This window comes from Peribacillus sp. S4 (assembly GCF_046715815.1).
GTDB lineage: Bacteria > Bacillota > Bacilli > Bacillales > DSM-1321 > Peribacillus > Peribacillus frigoritolerans.
The window spans coordinates 1,901,914-1,926,136 of the sequence record NZ_CP175708.1 but is presented as its reverse complement, the minus strand read 5'-3'; the positions used below and the strand labels follow the sequence as shown (position 1 = coordinate 1,926,136).

At 37.3% G+C, this 24,223-nt stretch carries 23 protein-coding genes and 1 pseudogene; 5 read left to right on the top strand and 19 right to left on the bottom strand.

Annotated features, from left to right (window positions below):
- Positions 1 to 529: 529 nt before the first annotated feature.
- The 7 genes and pseudogenes from ACJ9PY_RS09255 to ACJ9PY_RS09225 all read right to left on the bottom strand — a co-directional run bounded on the left by ACJ9PY_RS09255 (position 530) and on the right by ACJ9PY_RS09225 (position 7,111).
- A complete protein-coding gene (locus tag ACJ9PY_RS09255; protein ID WP_411739841.1) occupies positions 530 to 1,273 on the bottom strand; it encodes an SDR family NAD(P)-dependent oxidoreductase in 744 nt (247 codons plus the stop codon).
- Positions 1,274 to 1,324: 51 nt separating this feature from the next.
- A pseudogene (locus ACJ9PY_RS09250) lies at positions 1,325 to 1,610 on the bottom strand (SDR family NAD(P)-dependent oxidoreductase); the annotation flags it as partial.
- A 181-nt stretch (positions 1,611 to 1,791) separates the two neighbouring features.
- Positions 1,792 to 2,931, bottom strand: coding sequence for a Ger(x)C family spore germination protein (locus ACJ9PY_RS09245; RefSeq protein ID WP_411739840.1), 1,140 nt, complete (start codon positions 2,929 to 2,931; stop codon positions 1,792 to 1,794).
- Positions 2,931 to 4,442 carry a spore germination protein gene (locus tag ACJ9PY_RS09240; RefSeq protein WP_411739839.1) on the bottom strand — a complete coding sequence of 504 codons (1,512 nt, stop codon included), beginning with the start codon at positions 4,440 to 4,442 and terminating at the stop codon, positions 2,931 to 2,933. Before ACJ9PY_RS09240 ends, ACJ9PY_RS09245 begins: the two co-directional genes overlap by 1 nt.
- Complete coding sequence (locus ACJ9PY_RS09235) at positions 4,414 to 5,517, bottom strand: endospore germination permease (RefSeq protein WP_363928950.1); 1,104 nt, start codon at positions 5,515 to 5,517, stop codon at positions 4,414 to 4,416. The genes ACJ9PY_RS09240 and ACJ9PY_RS09235 overlap by 29 nt, the downstream gene beginning before the upstream one ends.
- A 299-nt stretch (positions 5,518 to 5,816) precedes the next feature.
- Positions 5,817 to 6,044, bottom strand: a complete 228-nt coding sequence (locus ACJ9PY_RS09230) for a hypothetical protein (protein WP_411739838.1) — start codon at positions 6,042 to 6,044, stop codon at positions 5,817 to 5,819.
- Positions 6,045 to 6,361: 317 nt separating this feature from the next.
- Positions 6,362 to 7,111: a TerC family protein gene (locus ACJ9PY_RS09225; protein WP_095679481.1), complete on the bottom strand. Its 750-nt coding sequence runs from the start codon at positions 7,109 to 7,111 to the stop codon at positions 6,362 to 6,364.
- 527 nt (positions 7,112 to 7,638) lie between these two features.
- Here ACJ9PY_RS09225 and ACJ9PY_RS09220 point away from each other — a divergent pair.
- Positions 7,639 to 7,818 (top strand): H-type small acid-soluble spore protein, encoded by a 180-nt coding sequence (locus tag ACJ9PY_RS09220; protein ID WP_034313120.1) that lies wholly within the window; start codon positions 7,639 to 7,641, stop codon positions 7,816 to 7,818.
- 233 nt (positions 7,819 to 8,051) lie between these two features.
- Here ACJ9PY_RS09220 and ACJ9PY_RS09215 read toward each other — a convergent pair whose 3' ends face one another.
- Positions 8,052 to 8,822: a GH25 family lysozyme gene (locus tag ACJ9PY_RS09215; protein ID WP_411739837.1), complete on the bottom strand. Its 771-nt coding sequence runs from the start codon at positions 8,820 to 8,822 to the stop codon at positions 8,052 to 8,054.
- A gap of 693 nt (positions 8,823 to 9,515) precedes the next feature.
- On the opposite strand from ACJ9PY_RS09215, the gene abc-f reads away from it, so the two are divergent.
- Together abc-f and ACJ9PY_RS09205 are read left to right on the top strand one after the other, a co-directional pair.
- Positions 9,516 to 11,156, top strand: a complete 1,641-nt coding sequence (gene abc-f, locus ACJ9PY_RS09210) for a ribosomal protection-like ABC-F family protein (protein WP_411739835.1) — start codon at positions 9,516 to 9,518, stop codon at positions 11,154 to 11,156.
- 553 nt (positions 11,157 to 11,709) lie between these two features.
- The gene (locus ACJ9PY_RS09205; RefSeq protein WP_400449751.1) at positions 11,710 to 12,534 is read left to right on the top strand and encodes a DUF2935 domain-containing protein; all 825 of its coding nucleotides are present in this window, start codon (positions 11,710 to 11,712) and stop codon (positions 12,532 to 12,534) included.
- A 104-nt stretch (positions 12,535 to 12,638) separates the two neighbouring features.
- Here the strand turns inward: ACJ9PY_RS09205 and ACJ9PY_RS09200 are convergent, their stop codons facing one another.
- A complete protein-coding gene (locus ACJ9PY_RS09200; protein ID WP_411739834.1) occupies positions 12,639 to 12,983 on the bottom strand; it encodes a hypothetical protein in 345 nt (114 codons plus the stop codon).
- 345 nt (positions 12,984 to 13,328) lie between these two features.
- On the opposite strand from ACJ9PY_RS09200, the gene ACJ9PY_RS09195 reads away from it, so the two are divergent.
- A complete protein-coding gene (locus ACJ9PY_RS09195; protein WP_095679504.1) occupies positions 13,329 to 13,796 on the top strand; it encodes a DUF2306 domain-containing protein in 468 nt (155 codons plus the stop codon).
- Between the two features lie 410 nt (positions 13,797 to 14,206).
- On the top strand, positions 14,207 to 14,605 hold the full coding sequence (gene mscL, locus ACJ9PY_RS09190; protein WP_268572780.1) for a large conductance mechanosensitive channel protein MscL: 399 nt from the start codon (positions 14,207 to 14,209) through the stop codon (positions 14,603 to 14,605).
- 291 nt (positions 14,606 to 14,896) lie between these two features.
- On the opposite strand, the gene ACJ9PY_RS09185 is transcribed toward mscL, so the two are convergent.
- The 10 genes from ACJ9PY_RS09185 to ACJ9PY_RS09140 all read right to left on the bottom strand — a co-directional run bounded on the left by ACJ9PY_RS09185 (position 14,897) and on the right by ACJ9PY_RS09140 (position 23,534).
- Entirely contained in the window at positions 14,897 to 15,847 is a 951-nt protein-coding gene (locus ACJ9PY_RS09185) for a sugar phosphate isomerase/epimerase family protein (RefSeq protein WP_411739833.1), read from the bottom strand.
- 413 nt (positions 15,848 to 16,260) lie between these two features.
- The gene (locus tag ACJ9PY_RS09180; RefSeq protein WP_034313134.1) at positions 16,261 to 16,581 is read right to left on the bottom strand and encodes a DMT family transporter; all 321 of its coding nucleotides are present in this window, start codon (positions 16,579 to 16,581) and stop codon (positions 16,261 to 16,263) included.
- Positions 16,582 to 16,619: 38 nt separating this feature from the next.
- Positions 16,620 to 16,949 (bottom strand): DMT family transporter, encoded by a 330-nt coding sequence (locus ACJ9PY_RS09175; protein ID WP_034313138.1) that lies wholly within the window; start codon positions 16,947 to 16,949, stop codon positions 16,620 to 16,622.
- Positions 16,950 to 16,978: 29 nt separating this feature from the next.
- Complete coding sequence (locus tag ACJ9PY_RS09170) at positions 16,979 to 17,851, bottom strand: Cof-type HAD-IIB family hydrolase (protein ID WP_191930285.1); 873 nt, start codon at positions 17,849 to 17,851, stop codon at positions 16,979 to 16,981.
- Positions 17,852 to 17,952: 101 nt separating this feature from the next.
- Positions 17,953 to 18,735 (bottom strand): DeoR/GlpR family DNA-binding transcription regulator, encoded by a 783-nt coding sequence (locus ACJ9PY_RS09165; protein ID WP_411739832.1) that lies wholly within the window; start codon positions 18,733 to 18,735, stop codon positions 17,953 to 17,955.
- A 27-nt stretch (positions 18,736 to 18,762) separates the two neighbouring features.
- A complete protein-coding gene (locus tag ACJ9PY_RS09160) occupies positions 18,763 to 19,776 on the bottom strand; it encodes an ABC transporter ATP-binding protein (RefSeq protein ID WP_411739831.1) in 1,014 nt (337 codons plus the stop codon).
- 67 nt (positions 19,777 to 19,843) lie between these two features.
- On the bottom strand, positions 19,844 to 20,647 hold the full coding sequence (locus ACJ9PY_RS09155) for an ABC transporter permease (RefSeq protein WP_063576768.1): 804 nt from the start codon (positions 20,645 to 20,647) through the stop codon (positions 19,844 to 19,846).
- Positions 20,644 to 21,498, bottom strand: coding sequence for an ABC transporter permease (locus ACJ9PY_RS09150; protein ID WP_095679490.1), 855 nt, complete (start codon positions 21,496 to 21,498; stop codon positions 20,644 to 20,646). The genes ACJ9PY_RS09155 and ACJ9PY_RS09150 overlap by 4 nt, the downstream gene beginning before the upstream one ends.
- Before the next feature lie 100 nt (positions 21,499 to 21,598).
- Entirely contained in the window at positions 21,599 to 22,432 is an 834-nt protein-coding gene (locus tag ACJ9PY_RS09145; protein WP_411739830.1) for an alkaline phosphatase family protein, read from the bottom strand.
- The gene (locus tag ACJ9PY_RS09140; RefSeq protein WP_187049154.1) at positions 22,422 to 23,534 is read right to left on the bottom strand and encodes an ABC transporter substrate-binding protein; all 1,113 of its coding nucleotides are present in this window, start codon (positions 23,532 to 23,534) and stop codon (positions 22,422 to 22,424) included. Before ACJ9PY_RS09140 ends, ACJ9PY_RS09145 begins: the two co-directional genes overlap by 11 nt.
- Positions 23,535 to 24,223: the final 689 nt, after the last annotated feature.

Here is a 24,223-nt window from a genome sequence, read left to right as displayed (position 1 = left end):
GTTTTATAAAACCTTGAACGTCGCTTGGAACATAGGGCACTCGTTTTTCGCGGGCGGTTCGCGCCCTCGGTGCTTTTGCGCCTGTGGGGTCTCCCTCGACGTGCTTTTCCCGCAGGAGTCTCCCACACATGCTCCAATCAACTCTGTTTTGAATTTTAGATAAAACCCCATTTTTCCCCCGGATGTATATAAAATTATATAGAGAATATCTATAAAGCGACCAAACTAGATCGTAATCAAATTATCCGTTTGGCCTTATTTATCACTGCACATTCAAAAAGAGTATAAAAGTATCCTCCATAAACATAAAAATTACTGAACCCTGCAACTGCTTGTATCGTTTCTTCTTCCAAGGATATGTTTTTAGCATTCACCGGTATTTTTTTATAATATGCAAAAAAAGAGCCCTCCAGCAGAGTTGAGTAATCTAACATCACTCATCTTACGGAAGTAGCTCAATTTCACATGCAATTATCACATCTAACGATTTTCCTGATTGATAGAACCAGCTATTAACCCTTACATGGTTTTATACTGCCGTATAACCGCCGTCGACAATTAGGCTAGTGCCAGTAACAAATGATGCATCGTCACTTGCAAGGAAGAGAACGGCTTTAGCCACTTCTTCCGCTCTGCCTAACCGGCCGATTGGATGTAAATCGATTAAACCTTGTCTTATTTCACCTTGTGCTTCGGCAATAAGTGGAGTATCAATATATCCAGGGCAAACTGCATTGACACGAATGCCATCTTTCGCATAAGTCGCACCTAATGTTTGTGTTAATAGTTTGACCCCGCCTTTAGCAGCAGAATAGGCTGTTACCCCCGGTTTCCCTGCATGGCTATGGATGGATCCCGTATTGACAATGGCGCCGCCAGTAGATTGTTTTTGCATTTGCTCTATCGCATATTTATCGGATAGGAAGACACCGGATAAATTAATATCAATCGTTTTTTGCCATTGTTCATAGCTTAACTCATGGATGTTTCCGTCTCTGGCAATTCCTGCGTTTGCAAACATGATATCCAGTTTTCCATATTTGTTAACCGTCTCTTCGATCATATTCTTTACGTCATTTTCATTCGTCACGTCAGTTTTAACAAAAAGAGTATCATACCCTTTTCCATTTAACTCTTCTGACACCGCTTGTCCATGATCAGCAAAATCGGCAATGACCACCTTTGCTCCTTCTTCTGCAAATAATTGAGCCGTACTTGCTCCAATCCCGCTTGATCCCCCTGTTACGATTGCCACTTTATTTTCTAATCTCATATCTAAACACTCCTTAGTTTTAGTTACTACTACCCGCTAGAAAGTCAGGTTTTAGCGAGCAGTCGCTCCGCCGTCTATCACAAATTCAGTACCCGTCGTATAGGAAGATTCGTCCGAGGCAATGAAAAGCACTGTATTCGCCACATTTATTGACGCTGCCCAGATGTCCCAACGGGAGCTCTTTACCCCATTCATCTTTTGAACTGACCGTTTGTTCAGAAGCATAGTCCACCATCCCGGTATGGATATATCCTGGATGAATCGAGTTCACACGTACCCCTTTTGAAGCATACTCGATCGCAGCATCTTTAGTCATAGTCCGGACCGCTCCCTTGGTTTTCGGTTAGGCCTATTGAAGTAAAATTGAATTACCTTTACTCATTGTGTAAGCCAAATTAAATCCTTACATAGTTAGTTGTTGAATATATCATTTACATTAGCTGCCATATCATGATCATTGAAAAAACGGGTTTGAAGAAAGATTCTGTCATATCAGCCTGCAATCCACTTTTGAAGGATCAATTCATGTACTCATATTTATAATCGCCTGTTATTTTAATACCAACTTCCACCTGAATATTACGGATTGATCCTTCATTAAGGCTAAAATCCTCTTTAGAAATTTCTTTCCATTTTTTCAAATGCTTTCTGTAGATAACTCCTTCTAAATTATAGATATCTATATTTTTTTCAAGAGCATATTTGTAGGTATCCCTGATTTCTTTCTCTAATGCCCCTTGGATTTTTTCTTTAAGGTGGGGTAAGGAGATGTTTTCTTCCATATCCGTTATGGCACCTTCTGCTTCAATTGAAATATCGAATTCGACTGCATCATTTACATAGATAGGCTTTATATTGAATTTTGGCCTCATTAGAGATATTTGAACATTTTTGTTTTTGTTGATTTTTATTCCAATTGGGGACCTTACCGTTGATTTTGTTAACCATCTCATCCCCCCAAGATGTTTATTTGCTATCTCCCCCTTTAGCTGATTATTTTTAATAAAATAGGACCCTGATAGTTTTACGGTGTTCTGTGCTTTTTCTTTTGCTTTCCATACCTCATTTTTTAATGAAATCTTCGGTAGTTTTATTGTCATCCCTGTTTCATAATTTTGCGTATAAAATCTTTGGATCCTGATGGGTTCGACAAAGGATCTTAATTTATAAATATCCATCGGATTGAAAATGCTTGTTTGCACTGAAGAGCCGAATAAACTATTGACAAAGAGAATCTTTTCTAATGAATCATCCGTTCCATATAACCAAGTTGTTTCCCTAATTTGCTGAAATCTTAAAATGGGGTCGTTTACGTTGTCCAATCCATGTTTTAGTAAGCTTTCAGAGAAAATGATCAATTTAACATGAGCCCAATAAATATACTGGTTTGACCTTTTATAAATGTCATTCATGGCCTCATTCATTGTTTTCCCGCGTCCCTTGGCGACCCAAACAGGTGTTGGTTTTGGTTCCAAGCCTTCTTGTTTAGCCACACCGGCAAAAGACGTCACCTGCACATAAATGACATACTGCCCATTCTGATAATCTATTCCCATTGCACTTATATATTGAATATCTTGAATATCCTTGGTATCCCAGCAGCCACTTAAAAGAGCAACGCTCATTACGAATAGTATAAATCTAAGGATCATTTTCATTAGCGATTCCCTTTTGTTCTGTCCTTTGTTTTCAGCATTTCGGCTCGTTTCTTTCTAAAGAGATATGGCTTCACAAAGACACCGCCCCCTAAAAGATCTTTCAAGGATAGTGGTGATATAGGCGCTAAGTAGGGTAAACCAAAAATCTGCAGCCTTGATAAATAAAGGATAATGGAGAAAACACCGAGAAAGAATCCGAATAAACCTAAAACAGAAGATAGAAATAATACAAAAAACCTGGCCATGCTTACAATTCCACCTAAAGATTGATTGATTAATGTATAGGTGGCTACCGCAGTAGTACCTGCCACCACCAACATCGTCGGGGATGTAATCCCTCCTCTGATTGCCGCATCCCCTATAATTAACCCACCCACAACGGCAAGTGATTGACCGATTGCTTTTGGGAGTGTGATCCCTGCCTCTCGAAACAACTCAAATAAACCCAAAATCAAGAAGGCCTCTTGTTGAGGTGATATGGGCAACCCAAATCTAGATACGGTTATTGTCGCCAAAAATGGGAAGGGGAGCTGGTCTAATTGAAATGATATTAGTGCTATATAAAAACCTGGCAGAAATATTGATACCATTAGTCCGAAAATGCGAAATAAATATTCGAAATTTGTATAGTAAGATGGAGTATGACGATCTTCCGCGGCTTTTAACAATAATGCAATATTGCCTGGTCCAATTAAGGCAGTTGGTGACCCATCCACTAAAATGGCAAAGCGCCCATTATTTAAACTGGCTACAGCATAATCCGGCCTCCCTGTATAATCAAATAACGGGATCAGGTTGAACTTACTGTCTGATAAAAATTCTTCAAGTTCAGTAGTTCCCAACAAGATATCTGTGTTTATTGAGGAGATTTTCCTTTTTACTTTTTCAATGGTTTCTGGATTTACAACATCCTTCACATATAATAAATTGATTTTTGTCTTGCTCCTTTTGCCAATAGTAAATGCTTGATTTTCGAGTGATGCCGTTTTATATCTTTTTCTGATCAACCCTAAATTAACAGAGATATCTTCGATAAATCCATCACGTGGACCTCGGATGGAAATTTCACTACTTGTTTCTTCGGGACTTCGATTCGGGATGCTTGGTAGGGAAAACATAAATAATAATTCCAATTCTTCAAATAGCATCAGGACCATCCCGGAAAATACGTTTTCCTCCACATCTTCTTTTATAGTGGAGGAAGGGAAAACCCTACTGACTTTAAATTCGTCTTGCGGATCCTCTATAACCTCTTCTTCCTTCAGTTTAGAATTAATGAATACACTACCTTCAAGCCGTGCTACTGATTCCCACAATTTTTTGACATCGACCAACACCTCTGAATAAATCAAAGTACAAATAAGGGCCGAATCTGTTTTCCCCTCAGATGTAATGATATGCCTTTTGAATTTTACATCCGAGCTCATTCCGAATAGTTCATTGAAATATTCCGTCGTTAGTTGGATTTCCGAAGAACTCCCCTTATTTGCCTTGTTCAATAGAGGCTCCATTCTTCTTCACCCTTTCTTTCAAAAAAATGACTATATTAATGAAAAAGGTTATAACCAAAATGCTAATCACACTCAATTTAAAATAATATCGTTCCGTAAAATTCCTGTATGCTGGAATGTCGATTGGTATACAAAGCGCAATGATTAAGGAGACTGATATAGCAAGCAATACAATATTTTTTATTTTCTTTGTTTTAATTTGAAACAGTTCCCCCATTAGGAATATCGATAACGAAACACGGATAAATGCACCTGAAAGCCATTGGTATATTGATAAAAAATCCAGCCGGTTCAAATACTTACCCATGGTTAGTAACCGCCATTGAGCGTATGCAGGATTGCTTATTTTTGCAGCCTGTACCGGACCAAACTCTGTAATGGAGCCTATTATGGGTCCCATGCTGATAAACAAAAGAAATAAACCTAAAAAAAGTAAACTCCTGAACTTTATATCAGTCTTTACAAACTGTTGAATTAAAACGAGAAGAAAGATCTCTGTAAAACCTCCACCTAGTATTACGATACCGTCCCAAACAGGTGTAATCCCATTTTCAAAAATAGGGAAAAGCAAGGAGTAATCCTTATACTGTATATTTGCCGTCATAATCATAAATCCAAGTACAACAACAAGGGGTAAAACCAATCCCCCGGCAATGGCTATTGTTTTGATTCCAGCCTCGGCAGCAATAAAACATAGAATGATGAAAGGTATGAATAATATATATTCTGGCGTTTGAATCATATAAGTACTTTTCACCCAGGAAAATGTGCTATATAAAGTGACAAATAAGTTTAATGAAATATATAAGAAAAGAAGGATTTTTATGGTCCAGGCGGCGAGCGGGTGACTGTGAGTATGAAGCCAACCAATGATATGCTGTTGCTTTGTTTTACTTATTATCCAATAAACCATGGGAAGCCATAATAGAAAAAGCATCCCGGTTACTAAAGTACTTATCCATGAATCTCTTCCGGATGCACCAAGCAGTGAAGGCAAAACGATAACATGGTTCATCAACCCAATAGATAGAATCAGTACCATTGTTGCTTGAAAAGTAGATATACTTTTTATCATGTGACACATCCCCTCTCATTTAATATGAGGAGCCATTTTTGTTTTTATTCATACGGTGCATCATTTCTTTAATGGAGAGACAGATAGGTAATTGAGTCCCTCCCGACAATAAGCTCCGCTGAATCACCTGCCATTTATCATCGGCTTTACGATGAGTAATTTTAGAAGCATTTTTTGTTTACAGGTCAAAAAAGATTTGTACGTCTTCATCAAACGCACTACAGGCACCAGCTGTTTTTAAGATGGTGCCTGTTGGCGTTTTATCCCTTTTACTGTATCCTCTGAGTATGAATGATACTTTAAGATGTTAGCTTTATAGGTTCTTCATTGAAAGTTTTTTCTATACTGCTGCTTTCTGCTTGATCCTCTTTAATCCATTTAATGAGAGATATCGATGCCATCGCCATAATTAAGATGAGTGTAACGTAGGCAATGACGACTACTGGTTGAAGTGCATGCAGTCCTTCTCCAAACATCATGGAAAACACTATAGTTCTATGAACAAAGTCCAAAATATTTTGTGCCATCAAGCTAGCTCTTAATCTAATGACAACTTTTTTGATGCTGCGCTTGCTACTGTGAATGACGAAGAGTCTAGTGTCACTAAAAGAAAAATAAGGGTGATAATGTTATGGAAAACAAGGCATACTGCAGCCGGGAAGGCTTTGGTAAATGGCAGCAATGGCAAAAAAGCACCTCCAATTGTTAGAATGATGTCTAACAATTGGAGGTGCAGTTCAAATTTGAAGTCTGTCTAAAGTTCTAATTTGGCAACGTTAACAAAAAAATAACCCTAAGGAGCTCATTTAGGGAATTAAATGAACTATTTCAACTCTTAATAACATTAGTGATTTTGCTTATCGTTTTTTACTGTTTTTCCAGATAAAAACCATCCGCCTATAGCGATAAGAAGCATGACAGACCAAAAGATTATATTCCAAACCGGTCCTTCAACAAAATCGTGAGAGATAATGTGCACGGCTGGATGTGCAAGGGTATGCATTAATAACTTAACCCCTACCCAACCAACGATTAACATGGCTGCCGTTTCGAGGCTAGGCCGCTCCGTCAGTACCTTAACGAAGTATCCTGCCGCAAACCGGATGACGATTAAACCTGCAATGGCCCCTAATAAAATAACAATGAATTTTGCCCCATCCATTCCTCCTATATCCCCCATTGGCGTATCTGGCAAGGCAATGACTAGAGCGACTGCAGCTAAAATGGAATCAATAGCAAAAGCAATATCAGCCAATGCAATTTGCGCAACGGTCATCCGGTAGCTTTTCCCTTTTTTATCTTTTTCTCCGTGATCCCTTTTTAATAAATGCTTTAATGAGATGAAAATCAGATATGCAGCCCCAATGGCTTGAACTTGCCAAACATGGAAAAGGTACGAAATGATGAAGATTGCACCGATCCTAAATATAAAAGCCAAAAGCAATCCAATATTAATCGCTTTTTTTTGCTGTTCTTTTGGTAAATGCTTTGACATTATGGCTAAAACCAATGCATTATCAGCAGATAATAACCCTTCTAAAAAAATTAGAATAATTAACACCCAGCCATATTCCAATAATAACGATAGTTCCATGATACCCCCCTAAAAGCATGTAAAAGAATGCGTATATGACTTCAAACCCAACAACACTTTCTCCTCCAATATTGTCCCATCTTCTCTTCTTCCTTATTCAATCCTTCCGTCCAATTAGCTTACTCCCTATTTAAAGTAAAGCATCCGTCAGCTCTATAATATTCTTTTATGCTTAGACTTCATTCCAATTGGTTAGGATTTATATCTCCGCACTTCGAAAAGCACCAACTTCCTATTCTTCCATTAAATGATATTTCTGTCATATATTTTTATGATGTTCCTGGCATCTGCCATTGTACGGAGATATTCGTAACAAAAACATAGTCACTTTCATTTGACTCAATATTTTAGGTGTTAATAATCCCCATCTTTTCATACAAGCTTAATTAAAAAGAGAGCTAGGGCGGATAACATGGAAAGGTAAACATCATTGTTCCTTATATGATTTAGTTGCAACATTAATCAAATGAATAAAATCAAGGATTTCCCTAAATAATAGGAAGACTAATTAACAGGGAGGGATTTATATGGATGCTAAGCGTGTAAAGCAGATTCTTTCGTCTTCATCTGACATTGAGGTTAGATATAATGGCACTTCAGTTTGGATTGATAATTTAAATGAAGATGGAAGAACAGCTACAGTACATCTAAGAGGCCCATTAGAGGAAAGATCTGACGTAGCAATAGACGAACTTAAAGAAATATAATATCCATTAAAATAAGCTCCTCCTTATAAGAAGAGCCAGTTTGTCTACGGTAAATTAAGGATTTGTACAAATTGTACGTTGATCCACTCTCCAGGCATTCGCTTTCCGCGGGCGTTCCGGGAAGCCTCCTCGGCGCCTTTGCGCCTGTGGGGTCTCCCCCTGGACTCGCTTTTCCCGCGAGTATCGCAAACCCGCTCCCCCTACTTGTTTTGACCTTTTGAAAGTTCCTTTGCTCATTTCAACCTTAATTTTTGACCGATATAAATTTTGTCTGGGTCTTTAATTCCGTTTAGACTGACAAGCGATTTTACGGTTGTTTTATGTTTTTTTGCAATGAAGCTAAGTGTGTCGCCTTTTGTTACAGTATAAGTTGAGGTTGTTTCAGTTTTAAATGCACGTGGTTCGTCAGTCCTAACAGTATTTATGGTATTTGTAAAATCCCTATAGGCTATATTCAAATCCACCTTTGTGCTGATTCCACTTACCTTACCTGAATCAGAATGCTGCCAAATGTCCGTGCTGCGTCCCAACGTCCTGTTGTATCTGGCAATCCAAAAAGCGTAATTCTTCAACCTTGATTCATCTAAATCATTTTCGAGAAAGTATTTACCAGTATACAGCATAGCCGTGTATCCAGCTTTTTCAATGGCTGCTAAAAAGGCGATTGCGGCATCGGTCAGCGTTTTTTTATTTGCCTTTTTTTTATTTTCCTCAAGATCAAGAACAACAGGGTAATTTAAAGCAAACGAGCTGATTGAATCTAAAAAATAAGCAGCCTCAGCCTTTGCTTCTGCAACAGTTGCAAACTTTGCATAATGATAGGCCCCGACTTTCAATCCCGCTGCCAATGCTAGTGGTGCATTTTCTTTGAAATAGGATAGCTTAGAATAACTCGTTCCCTCTGTTGCTTTAATAAAAACGAACTTCACGCCTGCCTTTGCAACTTCCCCCCAAATTATAGTACCTTGCCAATGTGAAACATCGATTCCCTTGATATATTCCATATTAAAGTCCTCCTTAAGGAAACAACCCTATGGGGGTAAATGTTTTATGATTTTAACATATCCCTTATAAAAACATCATATAGTGAAAACTGCAGGCTGGTTGCCCACTGCCCACCTTATAATAAGATATTTGATTGGGTTAAAACAATTTTAAATCTTTAAATTTGGCTCTTTTCGTAAAGATTGTTGTTTTTAAAACGAAACTATTTAAGGTTGATTGGAGCGGAAGTGCGAGACTCCTGCGGGAGCAGCGGGACAGGTGAGACCCCACAGGCGTTTACGCCGAGGAGGCTCACCGCCCGCACCAAGGAAAGCGAGCATCTGGAGGGGAAATCAACCACCACAACTCACTACTTGGTAAATAGCAACAAAGTATGTTAAAACAGCCTTAAATTCAGATTGAAAGCAAAGTAATATGCTGTTTCCTTTTGTTTTCAAAGATTATTTTATGCTATACTGATTTTATTAATATCAGAAGGGATGATGGGTGGCCGATGATTAACTAATCTTATTTTTTAAATTTGAAATCGCATATTTCAAATCATACAAAATAGGATTAGTCTACCCATTTTCTATAAATTTTAGAGCTATCGTGAAAATAGCTCTTATTTGATAATGCACAGGTACGACTAATCCTTCCAAATGAACTGGGAGGATTTTTTTTATTCTCCCTTAAAGAGAGGGATTGAATATATGAAAGAACTTTTAAAATTAACCAATATTAGTTATGAAGTATTGGACCAGAACATTTTTGAAAAAGTTAATGCTACAGTTCAACAAGGCGAGATCATCGGTATCATTGGTAAAAATGGTGCCGGAAAATCTACGTTGTTGCAATTAATCAATAATGATTTAGAGCCTGCACATGGACAAATCCAATGGCTGCAGCAAGACGTGAACGTTTTTATGGTTGAACAAGAAGTCGAGTCCCATTCTTCAGAAGATAAGACGCCTTCAGAAGTTAAATTACTTGATAAAATGCATGTACCAAGCCATGACTTCCCACAATTAAGCGGGGGAGAAAAACTGAAAGCCCGGTTAGCAAAAGGACTTTCTAAAGATGCTGACCTTTTACTATTAGATGAACCGACGAACCACCTTGATGAGGAAAGTTTAGAATTCCTCAAAGGACAAATTAAAAATTATAGAGGTACCATCATTTTTGTTTCGCACGATCGTTATTTTTTGGATGCTGTAGCAACGAAAATTTGGTCGATTGAAGATAAAAAACTAATTGAGCACAGAGGGAATTATTCCAGTTATATGGAGGTTCGCAAACAGAAAAGACTTACACAACAACGTGAATATGAAAAACAGCAAAAAATGGTTGAACGGATTGAGGGACAAATGAAAGAAATTACTTCTTGGTCAAAAAAAGCCCATTCACAATCGACGAAAAAGGAAGGAGTTAAGGAATACTATCGCGTGAAAGCGAAGCGAATGGATGCACAGGTAAAATCTAAACAAAAGCGTCTTGAAAAAGAGCTTGAAAAAGCAAAAGCTGAACCTGTTGAATCAGAATATACTGTACGCTTTTCAATTAAAACAAAAAACAAGACGGGAAAACGTTTTTTGGAAGTTAAGAATTTAACGAAGACTTTTAGCGGGCGAACACTGTTTAAAAACGTCAATTTCACGATTCAGCATGGTGAGAAGATTTCCATTATAGGCCCCAACGGCTGCGGAAAGACGACATTATTAAAAATAATTCTTGGACATGAAACTTTTGCGGGCGATGTATGGATTTCTCCATCTGCAAAAATAGGCTATCTGACGCAAGAAGTGTTTGATTTACCACTTGAACTAACACCCGCCCAGCTTTTTCATAAAGATACATTCGAGTCGAGAGGGACCGTTCAAACTTTAATGAAGCATTTAGGCTTCACGGCGTCTCATTGGACAGAACCCATTAAGAATATGAGTATGGGTGAACGGGTGAAGTGTAAGTTAATGGAATATATATTAGAAGAAAAAGATGTGCTTATTTTGGATGAGCCGACAAATCATCTGGACTTAGCTTCACGGGAACAACTTGAAGAAACCTTAGCACAGTATACTGGAACGCTAATCGTCGTTTCGCATGATCGATATTTTCTCGAAAAAACGACAAGCAGCAAACTTGTCATTTCGAATAATCGCATACAAAAGCAATTGCATGAATCAACATCCTCAAAAAGAGATAATTTGGAAGAACTGCGATTAACACTTGAAACAGAAAGGCAGGAAGTTTTGGGAAAGCTTAGCTTTATGACTCCAAACGATAAAGAGTACACAGAACTCGATAAGAAGTTTAATGAGCTTACGAAAAAAATAAACGAACTTGGTGACAAATGACTTTCAACTGTAACTTATTGAAACGGATAAATTAAATGTAGAAACCCTTAGAATGATTTAAGTCTAAGGGTTTTTTAGATAGGCTCTTTTCGTAAAGATTGTTGTTTTTAAACGAAACTATTTAAGGTTGATTGGAGCGGAAGTGCGAGACTCCTGCGGGAGCAGCGGGACAGGTGAGACCCCACAGGCGTTTACGCCGAGGAGGCTCACCGCCCGCACCAAGGAAAGCGAGCATCTGGAGGGGAAATCAACCACAAATCACTACCTGGTAAATAGCAACAAAGTATGTGAAAACAGCCTTTAGATAAGACTCAAATCGTCCAGGATTTTTGTACATCCCTCAGTTCGAAATCCATTTCCCTTCCTTTATACTCGCTTACTTTTCTTCAAGAACATGGATGAATCAAATCCTACAAGAGAAAACAAAAAAACTCAATGGTTTGAGATGTTAAAAGGATATCGGTAATGATACGATTTGCAATTCGAGCAGAATAATAATGCCCCCTCCTTAATATGCTTTTAATGATGGATTTGTTAAAAGGGGGCATTAGTTATGAGTGAGAACACACAGGAAGCCAATATGAGGAAAAACTCTGGAATGTTTGTTGAACGCTCTTTAGATGAGATTCGTTTTTGGTCAAGAATAATGAAGGAACACTCGTTATTTCTAAGACTAGGTTTTAGATGTGAAGATACACAGCTAATTGAGGAAGCTAATCAGTTTTATCTTTTATTTGAACGGATAGAACAGCAATCCCATTCATTTACAAATCAAGCTGATCCAGAACAGATCAGGAGATTTAACGCGGAGGTGCAACAAGCTGCTACAGGCATATTTTTATTTAAAAGGAAGGTATTAGGATTAATACTCACCTGTAAATTGCCTGGTGCAAACAACTTCCCACTTTTAGTTGACCATACAAGCAGAGAAGCCAATTATTTTAGAAAACGATTAAAAGAATTAAATGAAGGTAAATTGAAACCACTGGCAGATGCGATCATCAAAGAAAATGTTTTCTTTTTAAGAATCATGGCGGATCATGCAAAATTCATTGGACATCTCCTTGATCCATCGGAAAGAAAGCTGGTGGATATGGCGCGAAACTTTAGTAATGATTTTGATCAATTAGTCTTTCAAGCCGTAGACTTAGAGTCCATGAAACCGCAATCTCAAACGGCCCCTCTTCTGGATCAATTTCTAGATCAGAACCGTGTTTCCGTCGTATCACTTCGAGACTTTAAGAAAACGGCCAGAGATTTAATCGAAGAATGCAAAATCAAGAGCATCATTCATCCACTATTGGCTGATCACGTTTTCCGTGAGGCCGAACGTTTCCTTGAAATTATTGATATGTTTGAATCCCATCTTACAGGTTAAAATACAATTAATTAGAGGTTTTTATAAAATTGCTATTATGGATTATTATATTCAAATAAAATTGGCCCTTCTCGATATAGAGAAGGGCTTTGATATGTAAAAAGTTAAGATTGGGAGTTCACCAATGTTTCAAGTTTCTCTTTATCAGAAACAGAAATCCATGGTAAATCCTGATTGACTTCATTAATACCAGGTTGGATAACGCGGCTATTTAAGAGGTCACAAATACACTCATTTATTAATTGGATATCCTGGTCTGATATTTTTCGGTTATATGCAGCGGCTCCTGTTTGTTTGGTTATCCCCCCTATCAAGCCTCTTTGATTTAAAGAACTTCTGATCACTTCTCTGATAGCCTCTATACTAGTCAACGGAAATACATCAAGGTGCTTAACAATCATCCTAAAAATATCCTCTTTATATAAATCCTGTTCAATATGCTGTCGCAATTATTCCACCCCCATTTGTCAAAATATTCTCCAAATGAAACGTAAAATCCTCCTTTTTCCCTGAAAAGGACGATACACAATTCCCTTTTGTGTACCGCACTGACCCTTTATTCCAAATATAGAAATGAACACATAAAAACCAGATTCACTGACGATTTTCCGCAACAAATACAGCGCCTGACCGTTTTGCAAAGGACGTTTCATTGTATGGAAACTCATCCGCCCTAACTGAATTGATTTTTTCTTTGAAAATTAACATTCATATTTTTAGTAAATATTTGTATTATAATAAAATAAATATTTAATCTGTTACATTTTGATAAAGATTATTTAACGAAGGGAAGGTTGCTTATCTTTAAGACCATTCTGTTCATTCACATTTGCGCTGGAGCAATATGTCTTATTAGTGGAATAGGTGCTATGTCTTCAAAGAAAAAAAGAGGTATGCATACAATTTGTGGTGAAATTTATCACAGTGCATATGTTGTAGTCTTTGTCACATCCCTGACTATGGCAATATTGAATTGGGAAAGCAGCGCATATTTATTTTTCATTGGAATATTTTCATATTCTTTCGCATTTATAGGCTATGTAGCTGGTAAGAAGAAATGGAAAAACTGGATTGCCTCTCATATTAGCGGGATGCTCGGTTCCTATATCGCTATTTGTACAGCAATTCTTGTAGTAAATGTATCCAATATAACTATCTTGAATGAATGGAACCCATTAATTTTTTGGTTTCTTCCAAGCATTATAGGTTCCCCTCTGATATTGTTGGTTGGAAAGAAGTATAAAAAATCCAATTCGATCTAAGTTCAGTCCAAATACCTCCTATTAACAAAAATCATTTAACAAATCCCAAAACAAAAAACCCTTCTCAATTAAGAGAAGGGCTTTTAACAATGGAGGAGTACCACTTAGGGGGTAGTACAATAATATAATTATCGCCAAACGAATACATTTATATTCACCCCCTTCCTCAAGTTGGTAAAAACGGCCTTGCGTGACATTGAAAAATGACGCCATAGTCGTTCCCGTTCTGCCCTTCCAACGTTTTATCTCCTTTGATCGGAGTGTCGTGATTGGCATTATATTAACGGATTCAAATGATTAAAAGGTTGGATGGTCCTATCTTTGGTATTAAGGATGCCTCTTACACTATTCAATTTTCACCATGTTTCTGATATGCTTTTATCAATTGAAAAAAGAAAGGTGTAGTTACAATGATAAAGGAATTCAAGGAATTTATTACTAAAGGAAACGTTCTCGATCTTGCAATAGCTGTAGTAATGGGTGCTGCTTTTGGGAAGATCGTTTCATCACTAGTCGAAAATATTATCACACCGCTAGTAGGAATTATATTAGGGGGGATCAATGTTTCTTCGTTAACCATTAAAGTTGGAAACGCAGTTCTTAAATACGGTATATTTGTCCAAGCTGTGATTGATTTCTTGATCATTTCATTTGCGATTTTCATGTTTATGAAGGTAGCGAATTCTCTTATTAGAAAAAAACAAGCGAACGAGGAAGAGGTATTGGAAGCGGTACCGGCATCCGAGCAATATTTAAAGGAAATCCGTGATCTTTTACAAAAAAATGCACGGCAGGATGAAACATCGTAAGTATATACTGAATCTGTAAAAGTGCAGAAATAGTCAAAAATCAAAATAAGAAAAAGCCCCTCTCTTTAATGGGAGCGGCTTTTTAATGTCATAATGAACTAGTATCCGTTACTATTACTATAACAAGACAGGCGACACTTATTAAAGAACCGTGTGTTGGAATTCGTAAAGCAAAGCGACAGTAATGTTGGCAATCAAAAGAGGCTCTCTATCAACTCAATAGCAAGTACAGCTGTAATAATTTTTATGATATGAACAGAATTATACAACACCCCTGCTTCTACATATTATTTATCGGCAATATTTATCCCGTAATGCAAGGGTATACTTAACCGATTGTACTGTACCTTTTTCTTGATCTTCAATCATTTGTTCTAAAAGTTCTTTTGGAGGATAATAGTAATCCAATGGTTTAATGACACTTAAATCATATGGTGGTTGTTCGACTTTGAAAGCTCCTTCTCCAACCGAAAAGATTCCGCCAGCACCAAGCTCTCTCTTAAAATTGGCAGCATATGGAAAACACATTTCGACGTTGATTCTAGTTAGGGTAGATTTCTCAACAAGTATTTTAAAACACTCTTCTGTATCAATATTGCCTGTCCCTACTGGTACACCACATACCCTATAATCCTCTCCATCATGAATGATAATATGATCTTTAAAATGGGTTGTGAATGCATATGGCGCTAATTTTCTTACAGCTTCAACCGGATCCTCCCATGCCATCATTCCGTTGCCCACATCACAATGAGCGCTAACCCAAGGGCTGTTTACTTCATTTATTATTTGGATAACCTCATCTGTTAACTCTTCCTCATGATTTTCCACAGCTAGTTTTATCCTGTATTTCTCCAATAATGGTACAATTTGTTTGATATCTTCTGGTGCTTTTTTCAATCTTTCCGGATCATACTCTCCCAAGCATGTATACGTGCGAATCACATCCGCTCCGATTCTATGTGATGCTTTAATGACTTCTTTTAGATGTTCCGGATCGCTTCCATTTGTGTCTATTTCAGCGAAAAATCCATACTTTTGAATTTCTTTTCTTACTCTCTCTAAATATTCCGGCTCAAATGATTCTAATGTACCCCATCCTGACAACCCTGGCCATGGAACAATATTGATCATGACTCCGTCTAATCCCAACTCAGCTGTTTTTCTGATAAAACCGAAAATATCCATTCGACCCGTAATAAATTGCAAGTGATAGCTTTCTGTTTCTAATCCAATTTTCATTTTTTCCCCACCTTTAATTAAGCATTTGATTTTTTTAAAAAGTTTTGTTGATTTTTTTCTTGTTTACGATTTTTAACTAAGCTGCTTATAATAAAACCTTTGACACAGAACGCAATCATTGTCAAAAGACAAGTCTTTTGCCCTCTATTCCTGGTGATCGGTCGAACATGCTTCCGTGTAGAATAAATCCAAACATAGAAGGGGCATATCCAACTAAGCAGGCTATAGAAACTGCTGTGCCACTTTTTTCTACCGGTCCGCTTAACATACCATTTTGATTAATTTTGATGAGTTACACTAATTAATTGAATAATATATAGATGAATACAATTCGACCAATGAAGCCTAAAAGAATGCCTCCCACACCATACGGGAATCATCAATTAGCTCCTTAAATTAAAAGTCTTTTTCGATTAATGTCCAGAAGTCATTTTAATACCTATAGCGCCTACAATGATACAAATAATGAATAGGTTTAATCTTAAACTTCTAGGTTCATTAAAGAAGATCATTCCTGCTAAAACACTTCCAACTGAGCCGATACTGGTCCATATTGCATAGGCAGTACCCACTGGAAGTGAAGTTAATGACAAGGATAGAAAATAAAAGCTTAAACTACCCAAAAAAAGACACGCTACAGAGGGGAGCAATTTTTTAAAGCCGTCTGCACGCTTCAGGCTAATAACACTACCAATCTCGGCAAATCCGGCAATAATAAGAAAAAACCAAGCCATTGAATCATCCCCTAACCTTGTATATCAGTTCATTTCCTTTAATGTTTAGGCTCTGCTGGATTGACTTTTATTCCAATTATCCCTAATATCATTAAAGCCATAAAAAATACTTTCAGTGGATCAATGGTCTCACCCCAAAAAAGCATCCCAATTACTACAGTTCCAACCGTTCCCAATCCAGTGAAAATGGCGTAACCAGTTCCTAATGGTATTGAATGTAAAGCTTTTGAAAGTAAAAAGAAACTAAAGATTATAATAACTACCGTAAATATACTAGGTATAATTTTGGTGAATCCGTATGAATGTTTAAGACCAATCACCCAGACAATTTCCAAAAGTCCTGCCATTATGATATATATCCATGCCATTTTATCGCTCTCTCCTTTGGCATTGACACTTATTTTTGAACCACGAAGTTCTCCATATATCGATAAATCGCATAAGCTACCCCATTTTCATCATTATTAAGGGTTGTCGTTGTACAAACAGTTTTTATGACATCTTTTGCATTTCCCATCGCTACGCTGTATCCAACTTTCTGGAACATGGATAAATCATTGTTGCTGTCCCCGATTGCCATAGCCGTATCTAATGAGCCATTCATCAAGAAAGCCAATTTTTCAAGGGCTATTCCTTTTGAAGCTTTTTTACTGGTAATCTCAATGTTATGATCAGCAGATGAAACGACCATCAACTCATCAAACTTTTTGAATTGGTTCCAGGCTTCCTCTAATTTATTTTCATCAAAAGAACATGCTAAAATGTTATAGAATTCTTCCTCCTGTTTTAAGATATCATGATAGTTTTCAACTAAAACATATCCAAACTGGTCAAATTGCCTTTCCGCTATTTCAACTAATTCTTTCATATCTGGATTCAAATCTGCGCTTTTCAAACTTTTAATCTCGTTATGGAAATGTTCTCTTCCTTTTTTAAGAGTATAGATGGCTTTATCAGTGAACACTTCGTAATAATAATTCCGTTCATCTAACCATTGGAGAATGGATTCAACACGATCTTTAGTTATCGTAATAGAAGAAATGCACTTTGCGCTTTTTGAATGAATGGTTGCTCCATTTGTCCCGATTACAAATGGGGATATCCCGGCTTTTTCACATATTGTTTGAACGTCAAAATAAGCCCGCCCTGTTGAAATAACTACTTCAAAGCCTCTATTTTGGGCATATTGAATCGCCTTTATATTTTCTTCACTAATTTCATTCTGGTCGTTTAATAATGTTCCGTCTAAGTCTATCGCAATGAAACTCATGCTATATAGCTCCTTTTCATTCTATCCATTAAATTTTCTTTCTAGCTTTTTTTGCTGCTATCAAAAAAAGAGAGTACTCCCTCTTCCTACTCTTTTATGGGCTATGCTTGAATCCAATTGACTTCCTCTAATTTTGAATCATTTCTCCATTCCTCTGGAAATGGCTGCTCGCAGACAATCACATCTACTTTTTCTAGAGGACAAACTTTACAAAAGGTGTCAACACCAATTTTAGAGTAATCCGTTAGCAATATGACTTGCTTTGATACCTCGATCATTTTGCGTGAAACTAATGTTTCACGTAAATGATAATTACTAACACCACTTTGAATGGAAACACCACCAGCCGAAATGAACGCTTTATCGATATTAAATTGATTTAACATTTGTTCAGTGAGACCCCCGCATATAGATTGATGCTTTGGATCAATTTGTCCTCCCAGTAATAGAATTTGTCCTGTAAACTTATTTTGATTGAGCAATTCGGTCAACACAGACGACACAGGAAGAGAATTGGTTAAAATCGTAATGTCTTTTTTATTTTCAATACACTGGGCAAATTCAAGCATGGTTGTACCTACATCAATGGCAATCACATCTCCGTTGGAAATAAGTTCCACCGCTTTTTTCCCAACCTTGATTTTCGCATCTTGATTCACCGTTGTACGCTGTGTAAATGGAGGCTCCTCAAATTCAAAGACTGTTTTAATCGCTCCACCGTAAACCCTCTTTAACAGTCCTTTTTCCTCTAATATCATCAAATCGCGTCGAATCGTTTCCTCTGAAACATTAAATTGATCAACTAATTCTATAACTTTTACTTTTCCCATTTTGTTAAGTTCTTTTAAAATTTCATTCTTTCTTTCTTCAGGCAAAACAGACATATTTCTCCCCCCTAGATCATCAATACTTTATAACATAATGCATTCTTTCTTCGGTACAAGAATTTGAACGCGTGCTCCTTGCTCAAACATTTCCCCACGGTGGTGAAGATAGTCTACATGAAAAGCGCACTCCTCTGTTTCTACTTCATATCTCAAAACATTACCGGCCATGGAAACATCTTTAATGAATCCTTTAATCCCCCAGTTCCCTTGTAAGTCCAACCTGTCTTCACCAACAGAAACTAATTGTAAAACTTCTGGACGAATGGCAACTTCATTTCCTTTTAATTCTCTGGTGCGAACAAGTTTTCGGAAAACTTCCATATTACAGACATTATAATTCCCGATAAATTTTGCAACAAATGTATTGACTGGAGAAGTATAAATTTCTGAAGGAGAACCGGATTGTACAACTTGTCCTTTATTCATGACAAAAATCCGATCAGACATCGTCATTGCTTCTTCCTGATCATGTGTAACAAAAATAGTTGTGATATCTAATTCTTTCTGTATTCTCTTTAATTCTTTTTGCAAACTTTTTCTAATTTTAGCATCTAATGCGCTTAACGGCTCATCCAGAAGCAGTACTTTTGGCTCCATGACAAGCGCACGGGCAAGAGCAACCCTCTGCTGTTGTCCACCAGATAATTGATGAGGATAAGACTCTTCTTTTCCTATTAAATCAACCATATCAATCATATTTTTCACTTTTGACTTAAGATTTTTCACCTTTTTCATTTTAAGGCCGTAAGCAATATTATCAAAAACATTCATATTCGGGAAAAGCGCATAAGACTGAAACACCATACCGACTTCACGCTGACGCGGTGATAAATCAGTAATGTCTTTTCCATCAATTAAGATTCTTCCTACATCAACGTCTTCAAGTCCCGCAATGGAACGTAATAATGTACTTTTTCCGCACCCGCTTTGCCCTAGAAGTGTAGCAAATTCACCTTTTTTTAATGTTAAAGAAATGTTATTTAAAACTAATTGATTGTCATATCCCTTAGTCACTTGTTCGATGGTTACATAGCTCATTAGTTTTCACCTTCTAAAGTAGTATTTTATGACGGTATTTTCTTAAAAAAATGAAGGAATTCGCTGCTTATTTTGACCCGACAGGATTTCTTTTGTTGCTAAACGTAAGCTTTAATACAGTCCCCGTTAAAAGTAAAATCATTGAATAATAGGTTATAACAATTGCACTTGTTAAGTGACCACTGCTGTTTAGTTTGTCGGATAGATAAATTTGAAGGGTTTCGAATCGGCCCCCGACAAGCAAATTGGCAAAAGCAAACTCACTAAATAAAAGAGAGACAGATAATAGGGTAGACACTAAAATTCCAGATATAATATTTGGAAACACCACCGTACGAAAGGCTTGGAATTTTGTGGCACCGAGTAATTCAGCTGCATCAACAAGTTGTACAGCATTAAGCGTACGAAGGCTGTTACGAATTCCTTGATACATAAATGGTAGAATGGTAATGAAATAAGCACCAATTAAAATCCAAGGTGTTCCGGCAATTTGAATCGGTCCAGCAGAATAAAGCTTGATTAATCCAACAGCTCCAACAATCGGAGGAACTCCATAAGGAAGCATGGCTGCGGCTTGGAGTAATCCTTCCCATTTACTGAAATATACCGTGATAATAAAAATTGTCGGAAGCATTATAACAACACTAAGACCTACAGACATGACAATTAAAAACAGTGTTCGTCGGAAAGCATCATAAAACCGTTCATCTTGAAACAATTCAATATACCATTTCATTGTATAACTCTCAGGTAAAATAGTATGATCCCATTTACCAGCAATCGAGAATAAAAGTGTTCCTACAAGCGGAATTAATAAATATATAACTAGTAATCCAACAAACAATTTATGAAATGTCAATGACGACTTCATCGTAAATCCCTCCTAACTCTACGCATCATTCTTTCATTGAACCACATCGCCCCTATCATGGTCGTAGCTAGAAGAACTCCCAACGCACTACCTAGCTGCGGCTTTAATGCAACATCACTAGCAACTAGAGAAGCAATTTGCAATGACAATATGTTATAGTTGCTGCCGACCAATGCATAGGCTGTTGCGTAGGCTCCCATCGCATTAGCAAACAAAATACTGAATGTACCTACAATACTAGGTAAAAGAACTGGAACCCCTATCCGAAGCCAAAATGAAAATGTTGACCCTCCTAATAATGAAGATGCTTCTTTCCATTGTTGCCTAATTCCTTGATAAGACGGGTAAATGAGCATAACGGCAAGCGGAATTTGAAAATAAATATAAACAAGAATGAGGCCTGTCCAGGAATATAAATTAAAATCTGCAAACAGGTCCCAACCAATCTTGGCAAATAGCAACGTAAACAACCCATTGTTTCCAAGTAAGATAATATATGAAAATGAAAGGGGAATCCCTTCAAAGTTCGACGTCATATTGGTAACCATCAGTAGTCGGTTTTGTATTTTTTGAGAGAACTTTGTAAACGAATAGGCTGCAATGACTGCTACAATCACAGAAGTTATAGCAGAAAACAAGGAAATGACCAGGCTATTTTTAATGGCTTGTAAGTAAAATTCACTTTTAAATATGGTTAAGTATTGATCGGTCGTAACTTGAATTCCATCATCTGCATAAAAACTATTTTTAATCATTGCCACTAATGGTCCTATCTCAAATCCAATCACAAACATAATAAATGGCAGTAAAAGAGCTAATAAGTAAATTTTTTGTTTTTTTATTTTTCGCAAGACTTCTCGCTCCTCTATGTCCTCTAACAATTTGGGAATTGGTCTAATAGTACATTCGTTAAACCAATTCCAGTCAATCTTGAATCATCATTTAATGTTTTTACAGGGTGACATTTCCTTTCAGACCTGGAAATTGATATGAAATCATTTTATCGGACGGCTCAATATTTAATAGTTCACAAACGAGCGGTGCAAAAGCTAATTGCGGAACCACTTCACCATAAATGCCAGGCTCAACTTTTGGACTAATGATAAAGAGCGGTACATCACGTTCATCATCAGTTATGCCGCCATGGTTGCCATATTCACTCATGCCATGATCCGATGTAATTAATATGTGATAACCTTCTTTGATCCAAATTGGCAATAGTTGTGCCAACAAGCTTCCCATTTTTAGGATTTGCTCACGATATTCTTTTGATTCCGAGCCAAAAATTTCTCCTTTTACATCTACACCGAGCGGATGAATATATAAAAAGTGAGGGTCATACTTTCTGCGTAAAGCTTCTGCATCCATTAACACATGGCTATCTGGATAGTCATCGTCCCAATAAAATTTTCCGTATTGCATTGGATTGGATTCATCTTCTTGCTCACGGTCTTCAATAAATTGGAATGGCGCACGATTATAAAGTTCGCTTACCCAGTAATAGGACACTGTTCCGTTTCTTAACCCGTTTTCTTTCGTAAGATGAAAGAGACTTTTCTCAGTAGATAAACGAACGGCTTGATTGGACGTAATCCCATTCATTGAAGCCGGCGTACCTGTTAACAACACTTCATATAATGGACGGGAAAGACTTGGAAGCTCCGACTTAACTTTGTAAAGTGACGCTTGATTCGTTTCGACTAAATGCTGAATAAATCCCAGCGCTTCGCATGCTTTATCGTATCTCATACCATCAACAACAATTGCTATTACTTTATTTGACATGGACTAACACCTCTTCTTGCCAAATCTGAGGTAAATTTTTAGCCGTTTCTTCCCAAGCTTTGTAATCTTCAATTGGTTTTGCATTTTTGTACTGTTCTTCTGGAACCATTTTTTCAGCTACTTCTTTCGGAAGTTCTACATCGCGAATTGGACGGGCAAATCCTTTAGCTAAATTAATTTGTCCTTCATCGCTTAAGATATATTCTCTAGCTGCCATCGCCGCATGCGGATGCTTTGCAAATTTGTTAATAATGGTTGCGTAGCCGCTTACGACTGAACCTTCAGTTGGAATGGTCACTTCAAATTGATTGCGGTTAATTTGGTCAGCGTAACCAAGAGCATTGAAATCCCAAACAAGGGCAACTTCCACTTCCCCTTTTTCGATGTTAGCCGGCTTGGCATCAGTTAAACTAAGGCGGCCTTGCTTGGCAAGCTTAGCAAAAAAGTCAATTCCTGGTTGGAGATTTGTTTCATCACCGCCGTTAGCGATAGCGGCAGCAAGTACGGCCATTTGATTCTGTGTACCACGCTGAACATCTCCCACTGTTACTTTATAATCCCCTCTTAATATGTCATCCCAAGATTTAGGCGGGTTATCTACTAATTCTTTATTAGTAAAGAATGCAATCGTTCCTTGATAGCCAACAACCCAATCTCCATTGTCATCTTTTGCCCACTCAGGTACCCCGTCCCAATAGGAAGTTTTATATGGCATCGTTAATTCTTTTTGTTCCGCGATTGGCCCAAAGGAAATCCCTACATCGCCGATATCGGCTGTTGCATTCTCTCCTTCAGATTCCATTTTGGCAATCTCTTCGGCACTGGACAAATCTGTATCATTGTGTTCCAATGTATATTTTTTCATCACTTCATTCCAAGTTTCTCCCCAGTTAGCCCATGAATCAGGCATACCGACACTATTAATAGTCCCCTCTTCTTTTGCCTTTGTTTCAATTTCTTTCAAGGTTAACGAATTTGGATCCTTAACCACTGGAGCAGCCTCCTCATTAGTAGCTCCACAAGCAGCTAATCCCAGTACACTCACCCCTAACATCAAAGCTTGAATAGACTTGTAACAATTCTTCTTGAATGTGCGATTCATAAAAAGTGCCTCCATTTAGTGTGGAATCTTTAATGTTCATTACTGTTTATTACGGTTTAATCATAGTCACAAAACATTAATCCCACATAAACCAAATGTTAAGATTTTGTAAACCTGCTCTTTATTTCTCCTACTCATCAGCTTTTATCTTCATAAGCATTAACAACAATCCGCAAACAGGACCAAGGAAAGGCAAGTCTATAAAAGAGAATGTGAAAAATTTTTCATTAAAAACATATCATCCTTCTCCCCTTCTTTTTAGCTCGCCGTTAACAAAAATCCATAGCTAAATAAATTTTCATGAAAAAAACTCTCTTGATACAAGAGAGTTTTACATAGATCTTATTATTATCAATGTGGCTATATATAATAATTGGTCTGGGCGGAATTTTTATACTTCATCCATTCCCCCAATTATAGCGCACACTACTAAACTGACAATTACAAGATAAAGGTCGTTACACTTCAAAGCCATGTCGAGACTATGAACTATAATAGCCACACCAATTGTAACCATCACAGTTTATTTCATATGATCTGGAAATCTTCTTTCAAAAGCCCAATTACTGTTCCGAGCACTATACCTAGTGCATTAGCAGAGGAAGCACCTTTTTTCCCATTATTGTAAAAATTCAAGAGAGGAAGAAATAAATATGCGTCATATTTTTCGTCAATTCCACTACCCTTAG

Bases quoted from the DNA above. Each gene is read 5' to 3' on its own strand.
- ACJ9PY_RS09255 (WP_411739841.1), bottom strand. From the start codon at position 1,273: ATGAGATTAGAAAATAAAGTGGCAATCGTAACAGGGGGATCAAGCGGG.
- ACJ9PY_RS09245 (WP_411739840.1), bottom strand. From the start codon at position 2,931: ATGAAAATGATCCTTAGATTTATACTATTCGTAATGAGCGTTGCTCTT.
- ACJ9PY_RS09240 (WP_411739839.1), bottom strand. From the start codon at position 4,442: ATGGAGCCTCTATTGAACAAGGCAAATAAGGGGAGTTCTTCGGAAATC.
- ACJ9PY_RS09235 (WP_363928950.1), bottom strand. From the start codon at position 5,517: ATGATAAAAAGTATATCTACTTTTCAAGCAACAATGGTACTGATTCTA.
- ACJ9PY_RS09230 (WP_411739838.1), bottom strand. From the start codon at position 6,044: ATGGCACAAAATATTTTGGACTTTGTTCATAGAACTATAGTGTTTTCC.
- ACJ9PY_RS09225 (WP_095679481.1), bottom strand. From the start codon at position 7,111: ATGGAACTATCGTTATTATTGGAATATGGCTGGGTGTTAATTATTCTA.
- ACJ9PY_RS09220 (WP_034313120.1), top strand. From the start codon at position 7,639: ATGGATGCTAAGCGTGTAAAGCAGATTCTTTCGTCTTCATCTGACATT.
- ACJ9PY_RS09215 (WP_411739837.1), bottom strand. From the start codon at position 8,822: ATGGAATATATCAAGGGAATCGATGTTTCACATTGGCAAGGTACTATA.
- abc-f (WP_411739835.1), top strand. From the start codon at position 9,516: ATGAAAGAACTTTTAAAATTAACCAATATTAGTTATGAAGTATTGGAC.
- ACJ9PY_RS09205 (WP_400449751.1), top strand. From the start codon at position 11,710: ATGAGTGAGAACACACAGGAAGCCAATATGAGGAAAAACTCTGGAATG.
- mscL (WP_268572780.1), top strand. From the start codon at position 14,207: ATGATAAAGGAATTCAAGGAATTTATTACTAAAGGAAACGTTCTCGAT.
- ACJ9PY_RS09185 (WP_411739833.1), bottom strand. From the start codon at position 15,847: ATGAAAATTGGATTAGAAACAGAAAGCTATCACTTGCAATTTATTACG.
- ACJ9PY_RS09180 (WP_034313134.1), bottom strand. From the start codon at position 16,581: ATGGCTTGGTTTTTTCTTATTATTGCCGGATTTGCCGAGATTGGTAGT.
- ACJ9PY_RS09175 (WP_034313138.1), bottom strand. From the start codon at position 16,949: ATGGCATGGATATATATCATAATGGCAGGACTTTTGGAAATTGTCTGG.
- ACJ9PY_RS09170 (WP_191930285.1), bottom strand. From the start codon at position 17,851: ATGAGTTTCATTGCGATAGACTTAGACGGAACATTATTAAACGACCAG.
- ACJ9PY_RS09165 (WP_411739832.1), bottom strand. From the start codon at position 18,735: ATGTCTGTTTTGCCTGAAGAAAGAAAGAATGAAATTTTAAAAGAACTT.
- ACJ9PY_RS09160 (WP_411739831.1), bottom strand. From the start codon at position 19,776: ATGAGCTATGTAACCATCGAACAAGTGACTAAGGGATATGACAATCAA.
- ACJ9PY_RS09155 (WP_063576768.1), bottom strand. From the start codon at position 20,647: ATGAAGTCGTCATTGACATTTCATAAATTGTTTGTTGGATTACTAGTT.
- ACJ9PY_RS09145 (WP_411739830.1), bottom strand. From the start codon at position 22,432: ATGTCAAATAAAGTAATAGCAATTGTTGTTGATGGTATGAGATACGAT.
- ACJ9PY_RS09140 (WP_187049154.1), bottom strand. From the start codon at position 23,534: ATGAATCGCACATTCAAGAAGAATTGTTACAAGTCTATTCAAGCTTTG.